Raw genomic sequence first — 19,031 nt, forward strand, 5'->3', positions numbered from 1 at the left:
TTTTTGGAGATAACGGACATGAGAAAAGAAAAACTGGGTATTGTTAAAAATGTCGGAGTCTGGCTCGAGGGATCTCCTTATTTGATCGTCGCGGATTACACCGGAATGAAAGTGGAGCAGTTCAGCGAACTGCGCAACCGCCTCGCCGGCGCCAAAGCCGAAGTGCATGTGGTGAAGAACACCTTTTTGCGCAAGGCGTTGAAGGAAGTCGGGCTGCCTGACCTCGATTTGCATCTCCAGGGCCAGACCGCCGTGGTGTATGGCGAATCCGAGGTGTCGTCCGCAGCCAAGGTGTTGAAAAATTTCAAGTCTGAGTTCGAAAAACCTGCCATCCGCGTGGGCATCGTGGACCGGTCGGTGATGAGCATGGAGAACATCCTGGCCATTGCTGATCTGCCGTCCCGCGAGGTCTTGCTGGCCCAGTTGCTGGGCCTCATCAATACCCCGGCCACGCGTTTGGCAAGCATCATTCGTGTGCCGGCGTCGCAGCTCGCGCAGGTGCTCAAGGCAAACTCGGAGAAGACCGAATAAACAATTTGGGTGGTGCGCCTGACAGCGGCCGCCCGAGCAAACAAAGGCATGTGCCTTTTCTAGCCCGAAAGCCTTTTCGGGATAATTGGGGGACGGGTGTCGCCCGCTAGAAAGGCCGAAACCTGGAAAAAAGTCCGAGGACTTGGTCCGAGGACAGAAAAAAATATGGCAGATCTGGATACAATCGTGAGCCAACTGAGCTCGCTGACCGTTTTGGAAGCATCCCAACTGGTCAAGAAACTGGAAGAAACCTGGGGCGTGAGCGCAGCGGCTCCCGTGGCGGTGGCGGCAGCCTCCGGCGGCGGTGCAGCAGCGGCTCCGGTTGAAGAAAAGTCGGCCTTCGACGTGATTTTGAAGGATGCCGGCGCGAACAAGATCGGCGTGATCAAGGAAGTGCGCGCGGCGGTTCCCGGACTGGGCCTGGCGGAAGCCAAAGCCCTGGTTGAAGGAGCTCCCAAGACCCTCAAGGAGGGTGCGACCAAGGAAGAAGCAGCTGAGATCAAGAAAAAGATCGAAGCCGCAGGCGCCAAGGTTGAGATCAAGTAATCTCAAAATCCTTTTGGGAAGCGGGTCCGTGAACGGGCCCGCTTTCTCAGAAGGCAGCAATGGCAGAGTGAGTATTTTTTGGGCCAGCCCCGAAGGTTTTCGGGGTCAAAGGCCCGTGTTGAATTGAAGAACAGTCAGAAAAAGGCAAACGTATGGTAACGGCAAACACCGGTGAGCGAATTAATTTCGGAAAAATCAGCGACGCGATCGATATTCCGAATCTGATCGAGGTTCAGCTGAAATCCTACGAGGATTTCCTGCAGACCAACATTGCCCCGAATCGGCGCAAAAACGAGGGCCTCCAGGCCGTGTTTTCCGAGGTTTTCCCGATTGAAAGTTACGACGAGAAAATCAAGCTCGAGTTTGCGGAATATGAAATCGCCGACCCGAAGATGTCCTCGTTGGATTGCCAGCGCGAAGGGGCGACCTTCGCCGCCCCGCTTTATGTGACCTTCCGCCTCCGCAACGAGGCCAATACCATCGAGGAAAAGGTGTACATGGGCGAACTGCCCATGATGACCGAGCGCGGGACCTTTGTGGTCAACGGCGCCGAACGCGTGGTGGTCAGCCAGTTGCACCGTTCCCCCGGCATCTGCTTCGAGTCGGGCGTGCATGCCAACGGAAAGACCCTGTATTCGTTCCGCATCATCCCGGACCGCGGTTCTTGGTTGGAAGTCGCATTTGACACCAGTGATTTGATGTACGTCCACTTGGACCGCCGCAAACGGCGTCGCAAGTTTTTGATCACAACCTTCCTTCGCGCGCTGGGCTACAGCACGAACGAGGAGATTCTCAGCCTGTTTTACGAGATCGAGGATTTCGCGCTCAAGGCTGACCCGGATGAAGAGAGCATCAGCAGCAAGGTGTTGATCAACGAAGTCCGCGACACAGCGAACCAGGACCTGGTTGTGGCCCGCGCCTTTGAGCCCCTGACCAAAACGGTGGTCCGCCAGCTTTTGGACCTCGGCATTATGAGCGTCGATGTGGTGGATATCCGAAATGATGACACCGTCATCCGCTGCCTGAAAAAGGATCCGACCCGCGATACGGAAGACGCGTTGAAGGACATTTACAAGCGCCTCCGGCCCGGAGATCCGCCGACCGTGACCAACGCCAAGGCCCTCATCAAACGGCTCTTTTTCGACCCGAAACGTTACGACATCGGGCGCGTCGGCCGCTACAAGATCAACCAGAAGCTCAGCCTGGAAGTGAATATTGAGACCCGCGTTTTGACGAACGAGGACATTATTGCTGCGACCAGCTACGTCATCAACCTGAAGCAGGGCGAAGGTTCCACGGACGATATCGACCATCTCGGCAGCCGCCGCGTGCGTGCTGTGGGCGAATTACTGGCGAACCAGTGCCGCACCGGTTTGGCGCGCACGGAACGCCTGGTGAAGGAGCGCATGACCCTGTTCGACGTGAACACCGAGGGCATGACGCCGCAGAAGTTGATCAACCCCAAGGCGCTCTCGGCCGTCATCCGCGACTTTTTCGGACGCAGCCAGCTTTCGCAGTTGATGGACCAGACCAATCCCTTGTCCGAGCTGACGCACAAGCGCAGGCTTTCGGCCCTTGGGCCCGGAGGCTTGAGCCGCGACCGCGCGGGCTTTGAAGTCCGCGACGTGCACCCGTCCCACTACGGGCGCATCTGCCCGATTGAGACGCCCGAAGGCCCTAACATCGGTTTGATCTCGTCCATGTCGACATTTGCGCGCATCAATGAATTTGGTTTCATTGAAACGCCCTACCGCAAAGTGGTGGACGGCAAGGTTGTCGAAAAAATTGATTACCTTACGGCGGACCAGGAGGAAAACTTTGTCGTGGCGCAGGCCAATGCCGCCCTGCAAAAGGACGGACGTTTCGCTGGCCCGAAGGTTTCCGTGCGCTACAAAGGCGAGTTCCTGGAAGTGGAGCCGAACCGCGTACATTACATGGATGTTTCCCCGAAGCAGCTTGTGTCCGTGGCTGCGAGCCTGATTCCGTTCCTGGAACATGACGACGCGAACCGCGCGTTGATGGGTTCGAACATGCAACGCCAGGGCGTGCCGCTGATTGTCACGGAAGCGCCGCTGGTGGGAACCGGCATTGAGGGCAAAGTGGCCCGCGATTCCAAGGCGGTTGTGGTTGCCGATGCGTCCGGAAAAGTGGCCTCGGTGAATTCGAGTGAAATCATCGTCACCCGGGACGGCGAATTGCCGGACGGCAAAAAGCGGTACAAGACCGATCCGGAAGCCGGCATCTATTATTATAAACTGCGCAAATTCATGCGCTCCAATGCCGGCACCTGCGTGAACCAAAAGCCGCTGGTCCGCAAGGGTGAAAAAATTTCCAAGGGCCAGGTGATCGCGGACGGTCCCTGCACCGATCAGGGCGAACTCGCCCTCGGCCGCAATGTGCTCGTCGCGTTCATGCCGTGGAACGGTTATAACTTCGAAGACGCCATTCTTATCAGCGAGCGGATTGTCAAGGAAGACATCTATACCAGCATCCACATCGAGGAGTTTGAAATTTCGGCCCGCGACACCAAGCTGGGCCCTGAAGAAATCACACGGGATATTCCGAATGTGGGCGACGAGGCCTTGAGGAATCTCGGTCCGGATGGCGTGGTGCGCATCGGCGCGGAAGTTGTTCCGGGCGACATCCTGGTCGGCAAAATCACCCCCAAGAGCGAAACGGAGCTGGCGCCGGAAGAACGGCTGCTCCGCGCAATCTTCGGTGAAAAAGCCGCGGACGTGAAGGACTCTTCACTCGTGGTGCCATCGGGAACGGCGGGCATTGTCATGGACGTGCGCGTGACCGCGGGCAACACCAAGGTCAAATCGGAAAAGCTTTCGCCGACCGAGGCCAAGCGCCAGTCAAAGGCCATCACCGACAAATACGACAAGAAATCCTCGGAGCTGACGGAAGAGCTGACCCAGGCCCTTTCCAACATTCTGCTGAATGAAAAAATCCCGCTGGATGTCGTCAATGCCGAGACCGGCGAGATCATCATTCCCGCCAACCGGAAGATCACCAAAACCCTGCTGCGCAAAATGGCGGCGGTGTATGACCATATTGAAATCGATCCCAGCCCGATCCGCATCAAGATCCGCGAGATCATCAGCACCTTCGAAGCCAAATTCCAGCAGTTGGAAAACGAGAAGGACATCGAGCTGGACCGCGTGGAAGCCGGCGACGACATCGACCCTGGCATCATCAAGCAGGTCAAAGTTTTCGTTGCCTCCAAGCGTAAATTATCGGTCGGTGACAAAATGGCCGGACGACATGGAAACAAGGGTGTGGTGGCCAAGATTGTGCCCGAAGAAGACATGCCGTTCCTCCCGGACGGCACCCCTGTCGATATCGTGTTGAATCCGCTTGGCGTGCCTTCGCGCATGAACGTGGGGCAGGTGCTCGAAACCCATTTGGGGATCGCCGCCAAAGCCCTGGGATTCAAGGTCGCGACGCCGGTGTTTGACGGCATTCCGGAATTGCAAATCCGGCAGTATTTGAAGGACGCGAAGCTGTCCGAGGACGGCAAGACCATTCTATTTGACGGACGCAGCGGCGAGCAATTCCAGCAACGCGTTGTCGTCGGCCAGATTTACATGTTGAAGCTGGGCCACATGGTGGCGGACAAGATCCACGCCCGTGCGGTTGGCCCCTACTCGCTTGTTACGCAGCAGCCTTTGGGCGGCAAGGCCCAATATGGCGGCCAGCGTTACGGTGAAATGGAAGTGTGGGCCATGGAAGCCTACGGCGCGGCTTATACGCTGCAGGAACTCCTGACAGTCAAGTCGGATGACGTGCCGGGCCGGACGCGCATCTATGAAAGCATTGTGAAGGGTGACAACTCGCTGCAGGCGGGCACACCCGAATCGTTCAACGTTTTGATCAAGGAAATGCAGAGCCTCTGCCTCGATGTGAAAGTGGGCGAACGCAGCCAGGATGGCTCCGATCAATTGAAGAACAACAACGATCATTTGGACCAAGCCGCCTAAACGGGCAGAGCCCACAACCTTAATATAACGGTAAAAGTATGAGCAAGGAAACACAGTCAGCACGGGAAGTTTTAGGCGCCGAACGGTCGATTGGATTTGATCAGGTCGGCATTTCCATTGCCTCTCCGGAAACCATTCATTCATGGACCCGGGGCGAGGTGAAGAATCCCGAGACGATCAACTACCGGACCTTCAAGCCCGAATTTGGCGGCCTTTTCTGCCAGCGCATTTTCGGTCCGGTCAAGGATTACGAGTGCGCCTGCGGCAAATACAAGCGCATCAAATACAAGGGTGTGATCTGCGATCGTTGCGGTGTTGAAGTGACCCTGGCCCGCGTCCGCCGCGAGCGGATGGGCCATATTGAGCTGGCCGTGCCGGTTTCCCACATTTGGTTTTACAAGTGCATGCCCAGCCGTATCGGCCTGATGATGGACATGACCGCCCGCGCGCTGGAACGCGTGATTTATTACGAGGATTACCTCGTGATCGATCCGGGTAACACGCCGCTGGAAGAAAAACAGCTTTTGAGCGAAACTGAATTTCGCGAGGCGCAGGACCAATACGGCGAGGCGTCCTTCAACGCGAAGATGGGCGCGGAAGCGATCCGCGATTATTTGAAGAAGCTGGACCTGCCCGCAACGAGCCAGGAACTGGAAGTCGCGCTGGCCTCGACCAAGAGCAAGCAGTTGCGCAAGAAGCTTTCCAAGCGCTTGAAGCTCGTCGGCGGATTCATCAGCTCCGGCAGCCGTCCGGAATGGATGATCCTGGAAATTCTCCCTGTCATTCCGCCGGACCTGCGTCCGCTGGTTCCGCTGGAAGGCGGACGTTTTGCCACGTCCGACCTGAACGATTTGTACCGCCGCGTCATCAACCGCAACAACCGTCTCAAGACCCTGCTTTCCCTGAAAACCCCGGAAGTCATCATCCGGAACGAAAAGCGCATGTTGCAGGAGTCTGTCGATGCCCTCATGGACAACGGGCGGCATGGCCGTCCGGTGACCGGCGCCGGCAACCGCCCTCTCAAATCGCTGTCAGACATGCTCAAGGGCAAGACGGGCCGCTTCCGCATGAACCTGCTCGGCAAGCGCGTGGACTATTCCGGACGTTCCGTGATCGTCATCGGGCCCGAACTGAAATTGAACCAGTGCGGTCTGCCCAAGAAAATGGCTCTCGTGCTTTTCGAACCCTTCATCATCCGCCGCTTGAAGGAGCTGGGTTATGTACATACCGTCCGCAGCGCGAAGAAATTGATCGAGCGCCGCGAATCCGTTGTGTGGGACATCCTTGAGGAAGTGACCATGGGTCATCCGGTGTTGCTGAACCGCGCTCCCACGCTGCACCGTCTCTCAGTTCAGGCTTTTGAGCCTCTTCTGATCGAGGGTGAAGCCATCCGCATTCACCCGCTGGTTTGTACGGCTTATAATGCCGACTTTGACGGCGATCAGATGGCCGTGCACGTCCCGCTGTCGGTTGAAGCCCAATTGGAAGCCCGCATTCTGATGTTGGCGCCCAACAATATTTTCGGCCCCTCCAACGGCAAGCCGATCACCACGCCGACGCAGGACATCACCTTGGGTTGCGCGTTCCTGAGCGCCAACCCGCGCAAGCTTCCCGAAAAGGAAGGCAAGCGCCGCTGCGTCATGGAAACTGCGGACGAGGTCATGTACGCGCTCGATGAAAAAGTGGTGGCCCTCCATGATTTGGTACTGCTCAAAAATCCGGATTACGGACAAACCACGTTCTTCGGCGACAAGGACAGCAAATTCATCGAAACCACGCCCGGTCGCGTGATCTTTAACCTGGTCTGGCCGAAGGAAGTCGGTTTTTACAACAAGAAATGCGGCAAGAAGCAGCTCGGTGAAATCATCAGCCGCTGTTACCAGATCTGCGGCCACCAAACCACGGTCAGGGTCTTGGACGACATGAAGCAGGTTGGCTTCAAGTACGCCACCAAGGCGGGTATTTCCATCGGAATCGATGACATGATTATTCCCGATGAGAAGAAGGATTTGGTCGGCAAGGCCCACCAGCAGGTGGCGACGGTCGAGAAGCAATACATGATGGGTGCCATCACGGACGGCGAGCGTTACAACAAGATTGTCGATATCTGGACCCAGGCGACGGACGACGTTTCCAACGTGGCGTTCCGCGCTTTGGAGCACAACCGCGGCAAGAGCGAAATCAATCCGGTCTTCCTCATGGTGGACTCAGCGGCGCGCGGCAACCGCAACCAGGTGCGCCAGCTCGCCGGCATGCGCGGTTTGATGGCCAAGCCCTCGGGCGAAATCATCGAACGTCCCATCGTGGCCAGCTTCCGCGAAGGTCTCTCGGTCTTGGAATACTTTATTTCGACGCACGGCGCCCGAAAGGGTCTCGCCGATACGGCGTTGAAAACCGCCGACTCCGGTTACATGACCCGCAAGTTGGTCGATGTGGCCCATGACGTGATTGTGACCGAGAAGGATTGTGGCACGGTCAAAGGCATCTGGGTGGAGGCAATTTACGAGGGCGAGGATGAAATCGTGCGCCTGCGTGACCGCGTCTTTGGACGCGTCAGTTGCGATGATATCGTGGATCCGGTCTCGGGAACAGTCGTGGTGGCCGCCAACGAGTTGATCGACGAAAAGAAGGCCGCTGCCATTGAAAAAATCGGCCAGGAGCGTGTCCGTATTCGTTCCGTCCTGACCTGCGAAACCCGACGCGGCATTTGCGCCAACTGTTACGGGCTGAATCTTGCGACCAACCAGTATGCGAAACTCGGCGAGGCTGTGGGCATTATCGCCGCACAGTCAATCGGCGAACCCGGCACGCAGTTGACGATGCGCACGTTCCACATCGGTGGTACGGCATCCCAGGTTTTCAAACAGCCGCAGATCAAGGCGCGCAATGACGGTACGGTGCAATACACCGACCTGCGTGTCGTTAAATCGCTGGAAGGCCACTTCATCGCCCTGAACAAGAACGGTTCGATCAGCATCCATGCGGATGACGGACGCGAACTGGAGCGTTATACGGTCGTGGTCGGTTCCGTGATTGCGGTGGGCGAAGGCACAAAGGTCAAAAAGGGCCAGGTCTTTGTCCAGTGGGATCCTTACAATGTTTCCATTCTGACGGAAAAAACCGGCAAGGTGGAATTCCGCGACATCATTGAAGGCGTCACGATGAAGCATGAGGTGGACGAAACCACGAAGCTGGTCGGCACCGTCATCATTGAACACAAGGAAGATTTGCATCCGCAGATCGTGATTGTCGGCAGCGACAAGCAACCGCAGGCGGCCTACTCCATTCCTTCCGGAGCCCATATTGAGGTGAAGGAAGGCCAGGAAGTCAAAGCCGGCCAGCGTTTGGCGAAGACCCCGCGCAAGGTGGCCAAGACCAAGGACATCACCGGCGGTCTGCCGCGTGTGGCCGAGTTGTTTGAGGCCCGCAAACCCAAGGACGCGGCGGAAATCGCCAAGATCGAAGGCGAAGTCCAGTTGGGCGGCACTTCCCGCGGTAAGAAGCTTCTCATCATTCGCGACAAGGAAACCGCTTTGGAAGAGGAGCACCAGATTCCGTTGTCCAAGCACCTGATCGTTTATCAGGGCGACCATGTGAAGAAGGGCCAGCAATTGACCGAAGGGCCCGTGGTCCCGCACGAAATTCTGGAAGTCTGCGGACCCCAGGAATTGCAGGAATACCTGGTCAACGAAGTGCAGGAGGTTTACCGCCTGCAGGGCGTGGAAATCAACGACAAGCACATCGAAACCATCGTTCGCCAGATGCTTCGCAAGGTGAAGGTGACCGAACCCGGCGATACCATGTTCCTTTGGGGCGATCAGGTTGACAGGCTTGCGTTTGAGGAGGAAAACCGGAAGGTGGCTAACAAGGGTGGCAAGCCCGCCGAAGCCACACCGGTGCTGCTCGGCATCACCAAGGCGTCGCTCGAAACCGAAAGCTTCATTTCCGCGGCTTCATTCCAGGACACGACCCGTGTGCTGACGGATGCAGCCACCCTCGGAAAGATCGACAGGCTGCGCGGTTTCAAGGAAAACGTCATCATGGGCCATCTGATCCCGGCCGGAACCGGTTTCCATCGCTACCGCCGTATTACACTGGAACAGCTTGGCGAGGAAGTCGGCGAGCCGCTGGTGGGTTTGGAAGACAAGGAAGAGGACAAGAAGCAGATCCTTGAAATCCCGGCTGCCCTGGCGGAATAAGCTGAGAATTCACCGCTGAGGCGCTGAGAACGCAGAGAAAATCAAAAGGCTTTAAAAAGCCATCGATTTTTTCTTCCTCTGCGCTCTCTGTGACTCTGCGGTGAAAACTTTCGATCAATAAATCGTAAAGCTGACTTCTTCCCAGTACCCGTTTCCGAGCTGCTCTTTCATGCTTTGGGAAAAGGGTTCCAATTGCCCGCTGACTTCCATGATGGAACGGCGGGAGACAGCCAGGAGCCCCGCGAGTTGCCTGCCTTCGAGTATCTGCAAGTCTGTGATGACTCCATCCGAGCGGATGAAAAATTTGATTCGTACGGTTCCGATGCTGACAATCCCGGAGTCTTTATTCACATAGATGTACCAGCGGGAGCCGATCGCGCGGAAAACCTTGGCTTTGTAGCGGCCCATCTCGCTTTCCTGGGCGCCGATGGAGGAATCCAAATCCGGAGCGGCGCCGCCTTCAATCGTGTTGGCGCGTTTCTGCGCGGTAAAGGAACTGGAGGGTTGGCTGGGGTTGCTGGTTGTTTGCTGTTGCGCGGCTTTGGCCGGGGTGACTTCTTCCTGGGCCTTTCGTGGTTCCATCGGTTCGGCGATTCCAAATATACCGTCAGGACGCGGGGTTAAATTTTCCTTCGGGTTTTTAATTGCCTCCTGGGCTTCCACAGCCTTTTGCGGTTGCCGCTGTTCCTGCTGTTTGGTGTTTTCCCTGGCCTGGTTTTCGGGTGTTGGCTGTTGGGGATTGCCCTCAAGCTGCGGAGTGTATTCCTGATTGTGAAGGGTGATTCCCGGCACGCTGGCTCCTGTTTGGGAAGGCAGGAAGGGGTTGCCATTGCCAGCTTGGGTGCTTGAGGCTGCGGTGTTTTGCTCGCCCTCAAACGGGGTTCTGGAATCGGGTTTTGGAGCGTGGCGGGATTCGCTGGTATCGACGAAATATTTTTTGTTCGGATCCGCGGCGGGTTGCGGTTGCTTGACCGGTTCAGGTACCAGGGTAAGGGTCAGCGGTTGCCTGTGGATATCGGGCGTTTCGTGGCGATAAAGGGGGGCCAGTAATTTGGAAAACAGAAGCAACAAAATCAGCACATGAAGCATCAGGGACGCTCCAACGTAGGCCGACAATTGTTTCGGTTGCATGTTTGAAAACACTATACAAGGGCGCGGCTGCATGCCCAGCCGGATTGTTTGTGGCTTGGGCGTCCCGCCCAAGGACGGATTCGTCCGAAGCTTAAAACTTACAACTTAACACCTTAAACTTATGTAGAACCACGGCTGAGCGCAGATGGAAATACGTGGGCTTGTTATCCGACGGGAGTGTGCGACAGGCCAAGGGCTGTCCGCACTTCAGCTTGTGAAGCGATTCGTTTCCCAAACAGGGCAGCCATGCTCGAAGCGCGCTTGACCAAATCGGTGTTGGCAGCCGGGTGCCTGCGCTCAACATCAAGCCAGAGGCTGTCTTCGAGGCCAAGGCGAACTCCGTTTCCGTAGAGTATGCCCATCGCATTCATGGTCAGTTGGGCCGCTCCAAGTCCGCCGCCCGTCCACAATGAGCCCGGCGGCAACTCATTCATCAGCAAGCTGAGATGGGCTGGCGTTGCCTGGGCCGTGGCAATATTCCCGAGGATGAAATTGAAATAAAGGGGCGGCCGTATCAATCCCTTGTCAACAAGGTAGCGCGCGTAGTTCAACATCCCGGTGTCGAACACCTCAAGCTCCGGCTTGATGCCGGCTTCGGCCATTCGTTCCGCCAGCCGGCGTATCATCTCCGGGCTGTTGACGCTTGTCTCGCGGCTGAAATTCATCGATGCCAGGGTCAGGCTGCCCATGTCCGGCTTCAAGTCGCCTGTGAGCCCCAGAGGATCGGAGCGTTCCTCAAAGGCGCCAAAATTCCGGCCGCTGAGCGAAACGCAAATGACGATGTCGGGGAAAACCTCCCGAATGGACCCGATCAAACGCGCATAAATTTCCTTTTTGTAGGTCGGCTGGCCGTATTCGTCGCGCGCATGCAAATGCAGGATGTTGGCGCCCAATGCAACGCATTGTTTTACGTCCTCGACTATTTCCGGCATCGAAATCGGAACATGGGCATTCATCTCCTTGGTCGGGATCATGCCGGTGGGCGCCAGATTGAGAATCAGCCCGTCCATACAACAACACTAGGCCGGTGTTTTGGGCAAGGGAAGCGATTCGGAACGGATGCGTGCGGGGTTGCCCAGCACGGTTGCGCCCTCGGGAACATCATGGGTGACCACGCTGCCGGCGCCAACCACGGCATTTGCCCCAATCGTCACGCCTGGCAGGATCACGCTGCCGCCCCCGACTTTCGCGCCGCGACAAATGCGGGGGAATGCCATCGATCCGCCGGTCAGTTTGTCGTTGAGTGTGACCACGCGCGGCCCAATGAAGACATCGTCCTCGATGACAACGCCTCTCGTAATGTGGCATGCCGTCTGGATGGAAACGCGGTCTCCAATCGTGCAGTGGCAGATGTTGCAATGGGAGCCGATGGTGCAATGGGAACCGATTGCAGCGCCGGAATGGATCAGCGTCATCGACCCCACCCGGGTGGAGCCGCCGATTTGAACGCCGTCCTGCACTTCAGTCAGGACCGGATTGTAAAACAGGACGCCTGGGAATCGTTTTGAAAGTTCTTGCATCTTCAACTGTTGGTACGTTGCCTTCCAGATAAAAGCCTTCCCGCGGAAGCAAAGCAAGGTTAAAGCGGATGTAAGCCTCATCCGTTTTGCAAAAAATGGTGTAGCGACAGGGAACGCATTTTTCACCGCAGAACGCGGAGAAAAATCAAAATTGAACCACGGATAAACACGGATGTTCACGGATAGAAGGATCGCTGGATTCTTGTCTGAAGGGAGCGCGGGTCACAGAGTCGCCTGGGAGACCGTCCTTGCCTGCCCCTTCCGGCATCGTCTCGACGCTGACAGACGGGGCGGGACGCCCCTTGAACCCGCAGCCGGGACGGCCGCGCTACTCTGCGGAACACAACTATTTGCGTGGGCGTTTTCTCAAATGGAGGGACGAGCGCTGTCTCGTCCCACTTTTGTTGTGTTCTTGATCCTGTTGCGCCAATGATTCAACTTTTCTCCTGCGTCTGGTTTTGATACGGTTTAGCCAATCTTGTTTCTCGTGGCAGATGGCGAGGAGCGTTCGATAAAATGGAGAATCACAAATGGAAGCACCTAAATCAGGCCTTCGTGCATTTCAAGATCGGATGGCAAACGCCGGTTGGTGCATTCAATTGATCCCCTACGATGACCCATCAAAGCCGATGAGGGTTCAAACCAATTTGTATGCATTGGTTGGAGTGCTTGTATTTCTTGGTGGATTTTTGCTGTTCCTTCAGAAGCATGACAGAATCTACCTGTGCGTCGCAGTTGTTGCTTTAGGCTTGGCTTGTCTCGGTCTTCTTTTTGTGGGAAGAAGTAAAAGGCGTGGATGGCAGCGATTGAACGCCGTTTGCATTGATAGAGAACACAAGCGATGCCATAGAATTGGTGGCGGTGCTGCTTCCGGTGGTTATACATGGGCATTCCGGTTGCTGTGTAAATTCGAGTTTGAGGGCACGGAATATTCTGTGACCCCAGGATTTTGGCGATCGTTTGCATCGGAAAAAGGCCTCTTGCGCTTTTTGGAAAAAACAATCAATGGCGATGGAATCTGTGCGCTGTATGTGAATCCTCAGAATCCTCTGCAGACGGAATTCTCCGGAGGGGATCTGGCAGACTGGCTTCTGCATTAGAAATGGTTGCCGGCGTTTGCTTGGGGTTGAAGTACGATAAATGACGACGTCAATTTCTGATAAAACGTAAAACTCACATGCCCAAAAAATCATATCCCTTTTCCAAGGTCTATGGCTTGCTTGAGCCGGGCCCGGTGGTGTTGCTAACAACCGCACATCGAGGGCGTTCAGACGTCATGGCGATGTCGTGGCACACCATGCTCGAGTTTGAACCGCCGCTCGTGGGTTGCGTGGTGAGCAATCGCAACCATAGCTTCCGCCTGTTGAAGGCAAGCCGCGAATGCGTCATTAACATTCCCACAGTTGAGATCGCCGAAAAGGTTGTGGGTTGCGGCAATACGTCGGGTGCGAAGATTGATAAGTTCAAAAAATTTGACCTCACGCCCAAGCCTGCCGCGCTGGTTGGCGCGCCTCTTATCGAAGAGTGCTTTGCCAATCTCGAATGCCAGGTGGTTGATGCCCGGCTGGTGGCCAGCTATTGTTTTTTTGTTCTGGAAGTCGTCAAAGCCTGGATCAATCCCGCCGTGAAAAACTCGAGGACGATCCATCATCTTGGAAAAGGCAACTTCATGGTGGCCGGAGAAAAGATCAAGCTGAAGTCGAAGATGAAGTAACATGAAGCTCACGCCTGTAACCCAGCTCAATGAACAGCAGCTTGCCCAACTGCACCAACTTTATCAGGGCGAGTGGTGGAGTCGCGGGCGCACATTGCCGGACATCACGCGCGCAATCGCGGGGACCGACTACATTTTTGGATTTGCCGAGCCGGACTCGGGCAGGCTCGTTATCTTTGCGCGGGTACTCAGCGACCGCGTGTACAAGGCGCTGTTGCTAGATGTCATTGTCCATCCGGATTATCGCGGGCAGGGACTTGGCCGCATGCTTGTGGACGCCGTTGTCAGCCATCCCGACTTGGCGGGAGTCCGGCAGTTTGAACTTTATTGCCGTCCCGAGCTGCGTGATTTCTACCGCCAATGGGGATTCACGGACGATATAGGGGAAATTATATTCATGCGGAAAACGCTGGACGCCCAGAAGAGTGGATGAAAATAAAAACCAACAGGAGAATACTATGAACCTTCCAAAACGGATATTGGGACGCACCAAACTTGAAGTGACCCAGCTTGGGTTTGGCGCAATGGAGATACGCGACCGGCGAATCTGGGGCGGGCGGCCCTGCAATCCCGATCAGGCGAAGACGATCCTCGCCTCGGTCCTGGATTCAGGGATCAACTTCATCGACACGGCAAACGACTACGGCAAGAGCGAGTTGTTCATCGGCGAGTTCATCGCAAGCCGCCGAAAGGAATATTTTCTCGCCACCAAATGCGGCTGCCATGTGCAGTATGCGGGGGATCATGACGACACGCCGCACGTTTGGACGCGCGAGAATATACTGCGGAACATCAGCGATTCGCTGCTGAAAATGCGGACCGATTATGTGGACCTCCTCCAATTGCACAATCCGGAGGTCGAGACCTGCGAAAGCGCCAAACTGGTGGATGTATTGCGGGAATTGAAGAGTTCAGGGGCTGTTCGATTCATTGGATGCTCATCCACCTCGCCGCATTTGAAAACGTATATTGGCTGGGGAGTTTTTGATGTTTTCCAGGTGCCGTATTCGGCGCTGGAAAGGCGGCATGAAAATTTGATCACCCAGGCCGGTGAAGCCGGAGCGGGAGTTATTGTTCGGGGTGGTGTGGCAAGAGGCGAGCCTGGAGCGGGACTGGGCGGCAAGGACCGCTGGCAGCTATTCGAAAAAGCGCGGTTGGGCGAACTCTGCGGGCCGGGGGAAAGCCCCACGGCATTTTTGTTGCGGTTTACCTTGAGCCATCCGCATTGCCATACGACCATTGTTGGAACGCTTCAACCGGAGCATCTGAAGGAAAATGTTGCGATAGCCTGCAAAGGGGCTCTGCCTGCGGACGTTTATGCGGAAGCCAAGAAACGACTGGATGCGGCGGGAGAACGGCCGGAATAAAATCAAATAAGGCGATGTTAGTTGCAGCGGAGTGCGGTGATCCATGTTTTGGATCGCCACGACCCAGAAAACCACACACTCCGAAGCAGTCGCCGCGGCGACCTTTCTGCCCCTCTTGACATAGGGGATTGGGCCTCCTAATGAACCAGTTGTGACAAGATGTTGAAAGACAGAATGTTAGAGATTTTGTGAATTTTCATAAGGACCAAAGGTCCGCCCTATACCAGCCTGGGGCGAAGCCCTGGGTGAGGATGCAAAATGATTTATCGAGCTCTGAAGGAGCGACCCAGAGCCCGGCATACGTTAGAACGCACCTTTGGTGCTTCTCTCATGAACCCACGTTCATTCCCGCTCAAAACATATTTTTAAAAGGTTTGGATTCTCGCGATGACGCGGCAGGAGCGAGATTAAGATTGGGAGATAGAGTTAGAGTTAGAGGTGGTTCTGTGAGTTCTCCTGCCTGCGATGCCTATCGGAGTTGCGTTTGGTGTTATGTCGGTAGTGAGTTGATATAGGCCGCTTCGGCGGGGTTTCGCGCCGAAGCATGTGAAGATACCCAACCGCAAGGGCGGGGAGCTTCACCGTGCCTGCATTTGCACGCTGGAGGTGAGCAGCACGTAGCGGTTTCCGGCCTGCCTGTAGAAGCTGACTGTGACGCGGGCCGACTCGCCCTTTTTGAGGCGCTGCAGTTCATGCGGCAATTCCGCTTCCGTGCGCACCCGGTACGGCCCCACGCCGCGCAACAACATGCCTTTTTGAATCCCGACTTGCTCCGCCGGGCTGCCCGGCTCGACATGGGAAACCAACAAGCCTGTCCCCGCGGTGTAGCCAAAGCTTTCAGCCAGCGGCTGGTCCATTTCCTGGACGGTCATGCCGAATTTCGTTTTCAGCAAATCGAGAAGCGAAGCCTTGGGCGGCTCTTTCTTCCGGCCTTCGGCAATGTCGATGGAGTCGCGGACAAAAACCGCCACCCGTTCGGCGGGAATGGCGAAACCGATGTTCTCCGCGCCCTTGCCGACCTTGGCCGTGTTGAGACCGACAAATTGTCCCAGGATATCCACCAGGGGACCGCCGCTGTTGCCCGGGTTGATGGCCGCGTCGGTCTGAAGCAGGGCATCATAGGCAACGCCATCGACTGTAATGTTTCGGTTGGTGGCGCTCAAAATTCCCTGGCTGACGCTGCTTTCAAACCCGATGGGGTTGCCGATGGCGATCACGGTCTGGCCGAGCAGGTTGGGGGAAAGTTTGACCAGATCGAGCATGGGCAGAGGGTCTTTGGACTCGATTTTGATGAGGGCAAGGTCCAGGTCGGAATCGGAACGGATCAATTTTGCGTCGTAGGTTTTTTTATCCGCCAGGGTGACCTTGATTTTTTCCTGCGAAGCGCGCCCGGCGACGTGTTCGTTCGTCACGATATAGCCTGCGGATGACACAAGGACGCCGGAACCCAGGCTGCGCACGGGCACCTGCGTGATTTGCCCATGCTGGATGTAGGAGTTTCCAAAAAAGCGTTCGAAGAAAAGATCGGAGGGGTCCTGCTGAATCCGTGTTTCGACCGTTTCGGTGTAAATATTGACAACGGCGGGGCGGACTTTTTTGACGACCTGGACCACCGGCTCGTTTTCAGGCGAGACAGTTTGCGCCGAAGCCGTCACGAAACTGTAAAGAAACAGTGCTGAAAATGGGAGCAGGACCAAACGATGAATACGCATGATTATGGAGCGAGTCATTACCGGCAGTATAGGCGATTTTGCCGCGTGAAGGAAGAGGACTTTGCTGTTCTGGATGAAGAATTTATCCAGAGGCTTTGGTTTGAGGAATTGTATCAAAACCCGCTCCGGACGATGGATGGCAGGGAAATCCAGGTATTACAGCCGGGTTTTTGGAACAGGGGCGCGGGGCCGGATTTCCATCATGCGGCGATCCTGAACAGCAAGGGGGCGCTGGAAACCGGCGCTGTGGAAATTCATCTGGAGCCGCTGGCTTGGAAGCAGCACGGCCATGACGGAGACCCGCACTACAACCGGGTGATTCTGCATGTGGTCTGGAATGCCGGGCCGAGGGATTTTTTTGCCGGGACCCATGAGCATCATTCGGTGCCGCAGGTGGAGTTGTCCAGCCAGCTTCGCTTCCCCTTGTATGAACTGCGCCAGCAATTTCAAACGACGCCGGAGGAGCGCAAGGCGGGCGCGCGCATCGGGAGGTGCCGGAACCATCTGGCCCTGCTCCCGGATTCAAGCGTGGCGGACATCCTGAATGAGGCCGGGCATTGCCGGTTTGAACAAAAATGCCGCCTGCTTCAAATGAGATGCCAGGCTCTGGGCGCGGAGCAGGCGTTGTGGATCGGGCTGGCGGAAGCGATGGGGTTTTCCAGGAACAGCGTGGCCTTTCACGGTTTGGCGCAGCGGTTGCCGATCCTGGAGCTGAGCCGCTTCCGCGATGATGTGGAACGGGAGGCAAGACTGTTCGGACTGGCGGGTTTGCTGCCGCGCAGGAGATTGCCGTTGGACGGTCCCGCAGCCGCTTATACGAAGCAACTGTGGGACATCTGGTGGAAGGAGCGCGCCAAGGCCGAAGAGATGATTGTGCCCAGGCAGGTCTGGAACCTGCGGGGGTTGCGGCCGTTAAACCGCCCGGAACGGCGCATCGCCGTTTTGTCCCTGCTTTCCTCGCGGGAAAACTGGAAAAGTTTTTTGGCCCTGGCGAGGGAGGGCGAGCCCGGGCGTTTGCGGGAGTTCTTTGAATCGCTGCGGCACACGTTTTGGAACAGGCATTATACGTTTGAGGGGCGCGCGTCCGCGAGGGAGATTCGATTGTTAGGCGACGGGCGCTTGTCGGGATTGATGTTCAACACGGTTTGGCCTTTCGCTGCGGGAGCGGGCCGGGATCTGAGCGTGTTCCTGGATCGCGCGCGGGCCACGCTCGACAGCGGTCCGGGGCGGGCTGCGGAGCTGCGCCTCCTGGGTGGGCGAGGGGCCGGAGGCAGGTTGGGGGCGGGCTCAATCCTGGCGCAGGAGGGGTTGATCCAGATTTACCGGGATTTTTGTTTGAAGGACACGACCCAGTGCCGGGACTGCCGCTTCCCGGATTTGGTCGATGAGATGCATGGCGGATGAAGGCGTTTGATTGAACCACGAAGGCTGACTGTATCCATTCCCCTGACAAGGGGGAAGACAAGGGGGTTTGTGTTTGCCTGCCGACAGAAGCTTTAGCGAAGGCTGGCCTGCAAAACACGCGAAAGGAATACATTTTTCTCTCACGGAGCCGCAGAGATCACGGAGAGAGACAATTTTAACCACGAACGACACGAAAATCACGAACGGAAGGCGCCGGGCAGCTTCATTGTTTATTTACATGTCAGATAACCCTGATATTCCATATGTTATGTGACAAATAGGTCGTGTATCCCGTGAATTTTACGAAAAACCGACAATGGAACACCCCCAATTTTATTATTATCCGACAAAACTGTCGGATATAGAGCTATTAATCTACACAGCATTTGTTCGGTTAACTCCATGTTGGGCGAGCAAGGGACATCACGATGTCAAAGCGTGAGGATCACATTCAGTATCTGTTCGCTGCCGAAATTCAATTTCGCTTGGCATCGGCGGTGCGCCTCGCTGTGACCGGAGAGCAACAGCCTCTTGACCTGCCGATGGAGTGGGCGCATGGCCAGCACTCTGTTCGTTACGAGGAGATCGCTCTGAGGCAGGATCAAGCCGACTACGGAGCGTTTCTCATTCATCGGGCAGCAGTGTTTACGATGGCTGTGGCCATGAAAGATGCCATCGAAGCTATCGCCCCCGGACTTCCGAAAGCCGTTAAGGCTGGGGGGAATGACATCGAGCGTGCGATACGTACGGCTATCCAGGCGATCACCCCCAAGACGTGGCCTTCATCTCACGGCGATGTTGTCACGGCATACAATATTGCTCGGTTGATCCGAAACGCCCATGCACACGCTCCGTTCGCGCCCGCCTGGATGATTCACGGCCAACTTCAAAACAAGGTCTTTACGATTCAAGACGTCATCACCC

The 19,031-nt window shown here is 56.2% G+C and carries 14 protein-coding genes; 10 read left to right on the forward strand and 4 right to left on the reverse strand.

What is annotated here, in order from left to right; translation table 11 throughout:
* Positions 1–18: 18 nt before the first annotated feature.
* From rplJ to rpoC, 4 genes are all read left to right on the forward strand, one after another.
* Positions 19–531, forward strand: coding sequence for a 50S ribosomal protein L10 (gene rplJ / locus PHD76_01530; GenBank protein MDD5260506.1), 513 nt, complete (start codon positions 19–21; stop codon positions 529–531).
* A gap of 165 nt (positions 532–696) precedes the next feature.
* Positions 697–1,077: a 50S ribosomal protein L7/L12 gene (rplL, locus tag PHD76_01535; protein MDD5260507.1), complete on the forward strand. Its 381-nt coding sequence runs from the start codon at positions 697–699 to the stop codon at positions 1,075–1,077.
* A 152-nt stretch (positions 1,078–1,229) separates the two neighbouring features.
* Entirely contained in the window at positions 1,230–5,060 is a 3,831-nt protein-coding gene (gene rpoB / locus PHD76_01540; protein ID MDD5260508.1) for a DNA-directed RNA polymerase subunit beta, read from the forward strand.
* 38 nt (positions 5,061–5,098) lie between these two features.
* Positions 5,099–9,259 carry a DNA-directed RNA polymerase subunit beta' gene (gene rpoC / locus PHD76_01545; protein ID MDD5260509.1) on the forward strand — a complete coding sequence of 1,387 codons (4,161 nt, stop codon included), beginning with the start codon at positions 5,099–5,101 and terminating at the stop codon, positions 9,257–9,259.
* A gap of 114 nt (positions 9,260–9,373) precedes the next feature.
* Here rpoC and PHD76_01550 read toward each other — a convergent pair whose 3' ends face one another.
* The 3 genes from PHD76_01550 to PHD76_01560 all read right to left on the reverse strand — a co-directional run bounded on the left by PHD76_01550 (position 9,374) and on the right by PHD76_01560 (position 11,910).
* Positions 9,374–10,390, reverse strand: coding sequence for a hypothetical protein (locus PHD76_01550; GenBank protein ID MDD5260510.1), 1,017 nt, complete (start codon positions 10,388–10,390; stop codon positions 9,374–9,376).
* Positions 10,391–10,554: 164 nt separating this feature from the next.
* A complete protein-coding gene (locus PHD76_01555; protein MDD5260511.1) occupies positions 10,555–11,400 on the reverse strand; it encodes a 3-keto-5-aminohexanoate cleavage protein in 846 nt (281 codons plus the stop codon).
* A gap of 9 nt (positions 11,401–11,409) precedes the next feature.
* Positions 11,410–11,910 (reverse strand): acyltransferase, encoded by a 501-nt coding sequence (locus PHD76_01560; protein MDD5260512.1) that lies wholly within the window; start codon positions 11,908–11,910, stop codon positions 11,410–11,412.
* Positions 11,911–12,440: 530 nt separating this feature from the next.
* On the opposite strand from PHD76_01560, the gene PHD76_01565 reads away from it, so the two are divergent.
* From PHD76_01565 to PHD76_01580, 4 genes are all read left to right on the forward strand, one after another.
* The gene (locus tag PHD76_01565; protein ID MDD5260513.1) at positions 12,441–13,010 is read left to right on the forward strand and encodes a hypothetical protein; all 570 of its coding nucleotides are present in this window, start codon (positions 12,441–12,443) and stop codon (positions 13,008–13,010) included.
* Positions 13,011–13,087: 77 nt separating this feature from the next.
* Positions 13,088–13,624, forward strand: coding sequence for a flavin reductase family protein (locus PHD76_01570; GenBank protein ID MDD5260514.1), 537 nt, complete (start codon positions 13,088–13,090; stop codon positions 13,622–13,624).
* Between the two features lies 1 nt (position 13,625).
* Positions 13,626–14,057 (forward strand): GNAT family N-acetyltransferase, encoded by a 432-nt coding sequence (locus PHD76_01575; protein MDD5260515.1) that lies wholly within the window; start codon positions 13,626–13,628, stop codon positions 14,055–14,057.
* 25 nt (positions 14,058–14,082) lie between these two features.
* Positions 14,083–14,991, forward strand: a complete 909-nt coding sequence (locus PHD76_01580; protein ID MDD5260516.1) for an aldo/keto reductase — start codon at positions 14,083–14,085, stop codon at positions 14,989–14,991.
* Positions 14,992–15,569: 578 nt separating this feature from the next.
* Here the strand turns inward: PHD76_01580 and PHD76_01585 are convergent.
* Positions 15,570–16,703, reverse strand: a complete 1,134-nt coding sequence (locus PHD76_01585; protein ID MDD5260517.1) for a trypsin-like peptidase domain-containing protein — start codon at positions 16,701–16,703, stop codon at positions 15,570–15,572.
* On the opposite strand from PHD76_01585, the gene PHD76_01590 reads away from it, so the two are divergent.
* Positions 16,692–18,107, forward strand: coding sequence for a DUF2851 family protein (locus PHD76_01590; GenBank protein ID MDD5260518.1), 1,416 nt, complete (start codon positions 16,692–16,694; stop codon positions 18,105–18,107). The genes PHD76_01585 and PHD76_01590 overlap by 12 nt on opposite strands.
* A gap of 428 nt (positions 18,108–18,535) precedes the next feature.
* Positions 18,536–19,031: hypothetical protein (locus PHD76_01595; protein MDD5260519.1), on the forward strand; the 496-nt coding region annotated here is incomplete at its 3' end.

It is taken from the genome of Candidatus Methylacidiphilales bacterium (assembly GCA_028713655.1).
Taxonomy (GTDB): domain Bacteria; phylum Verrucomicrobiota; class Verrucomicrobiia; order Methylacidiphilales; family JAAUTS01; genus JAQTNW01.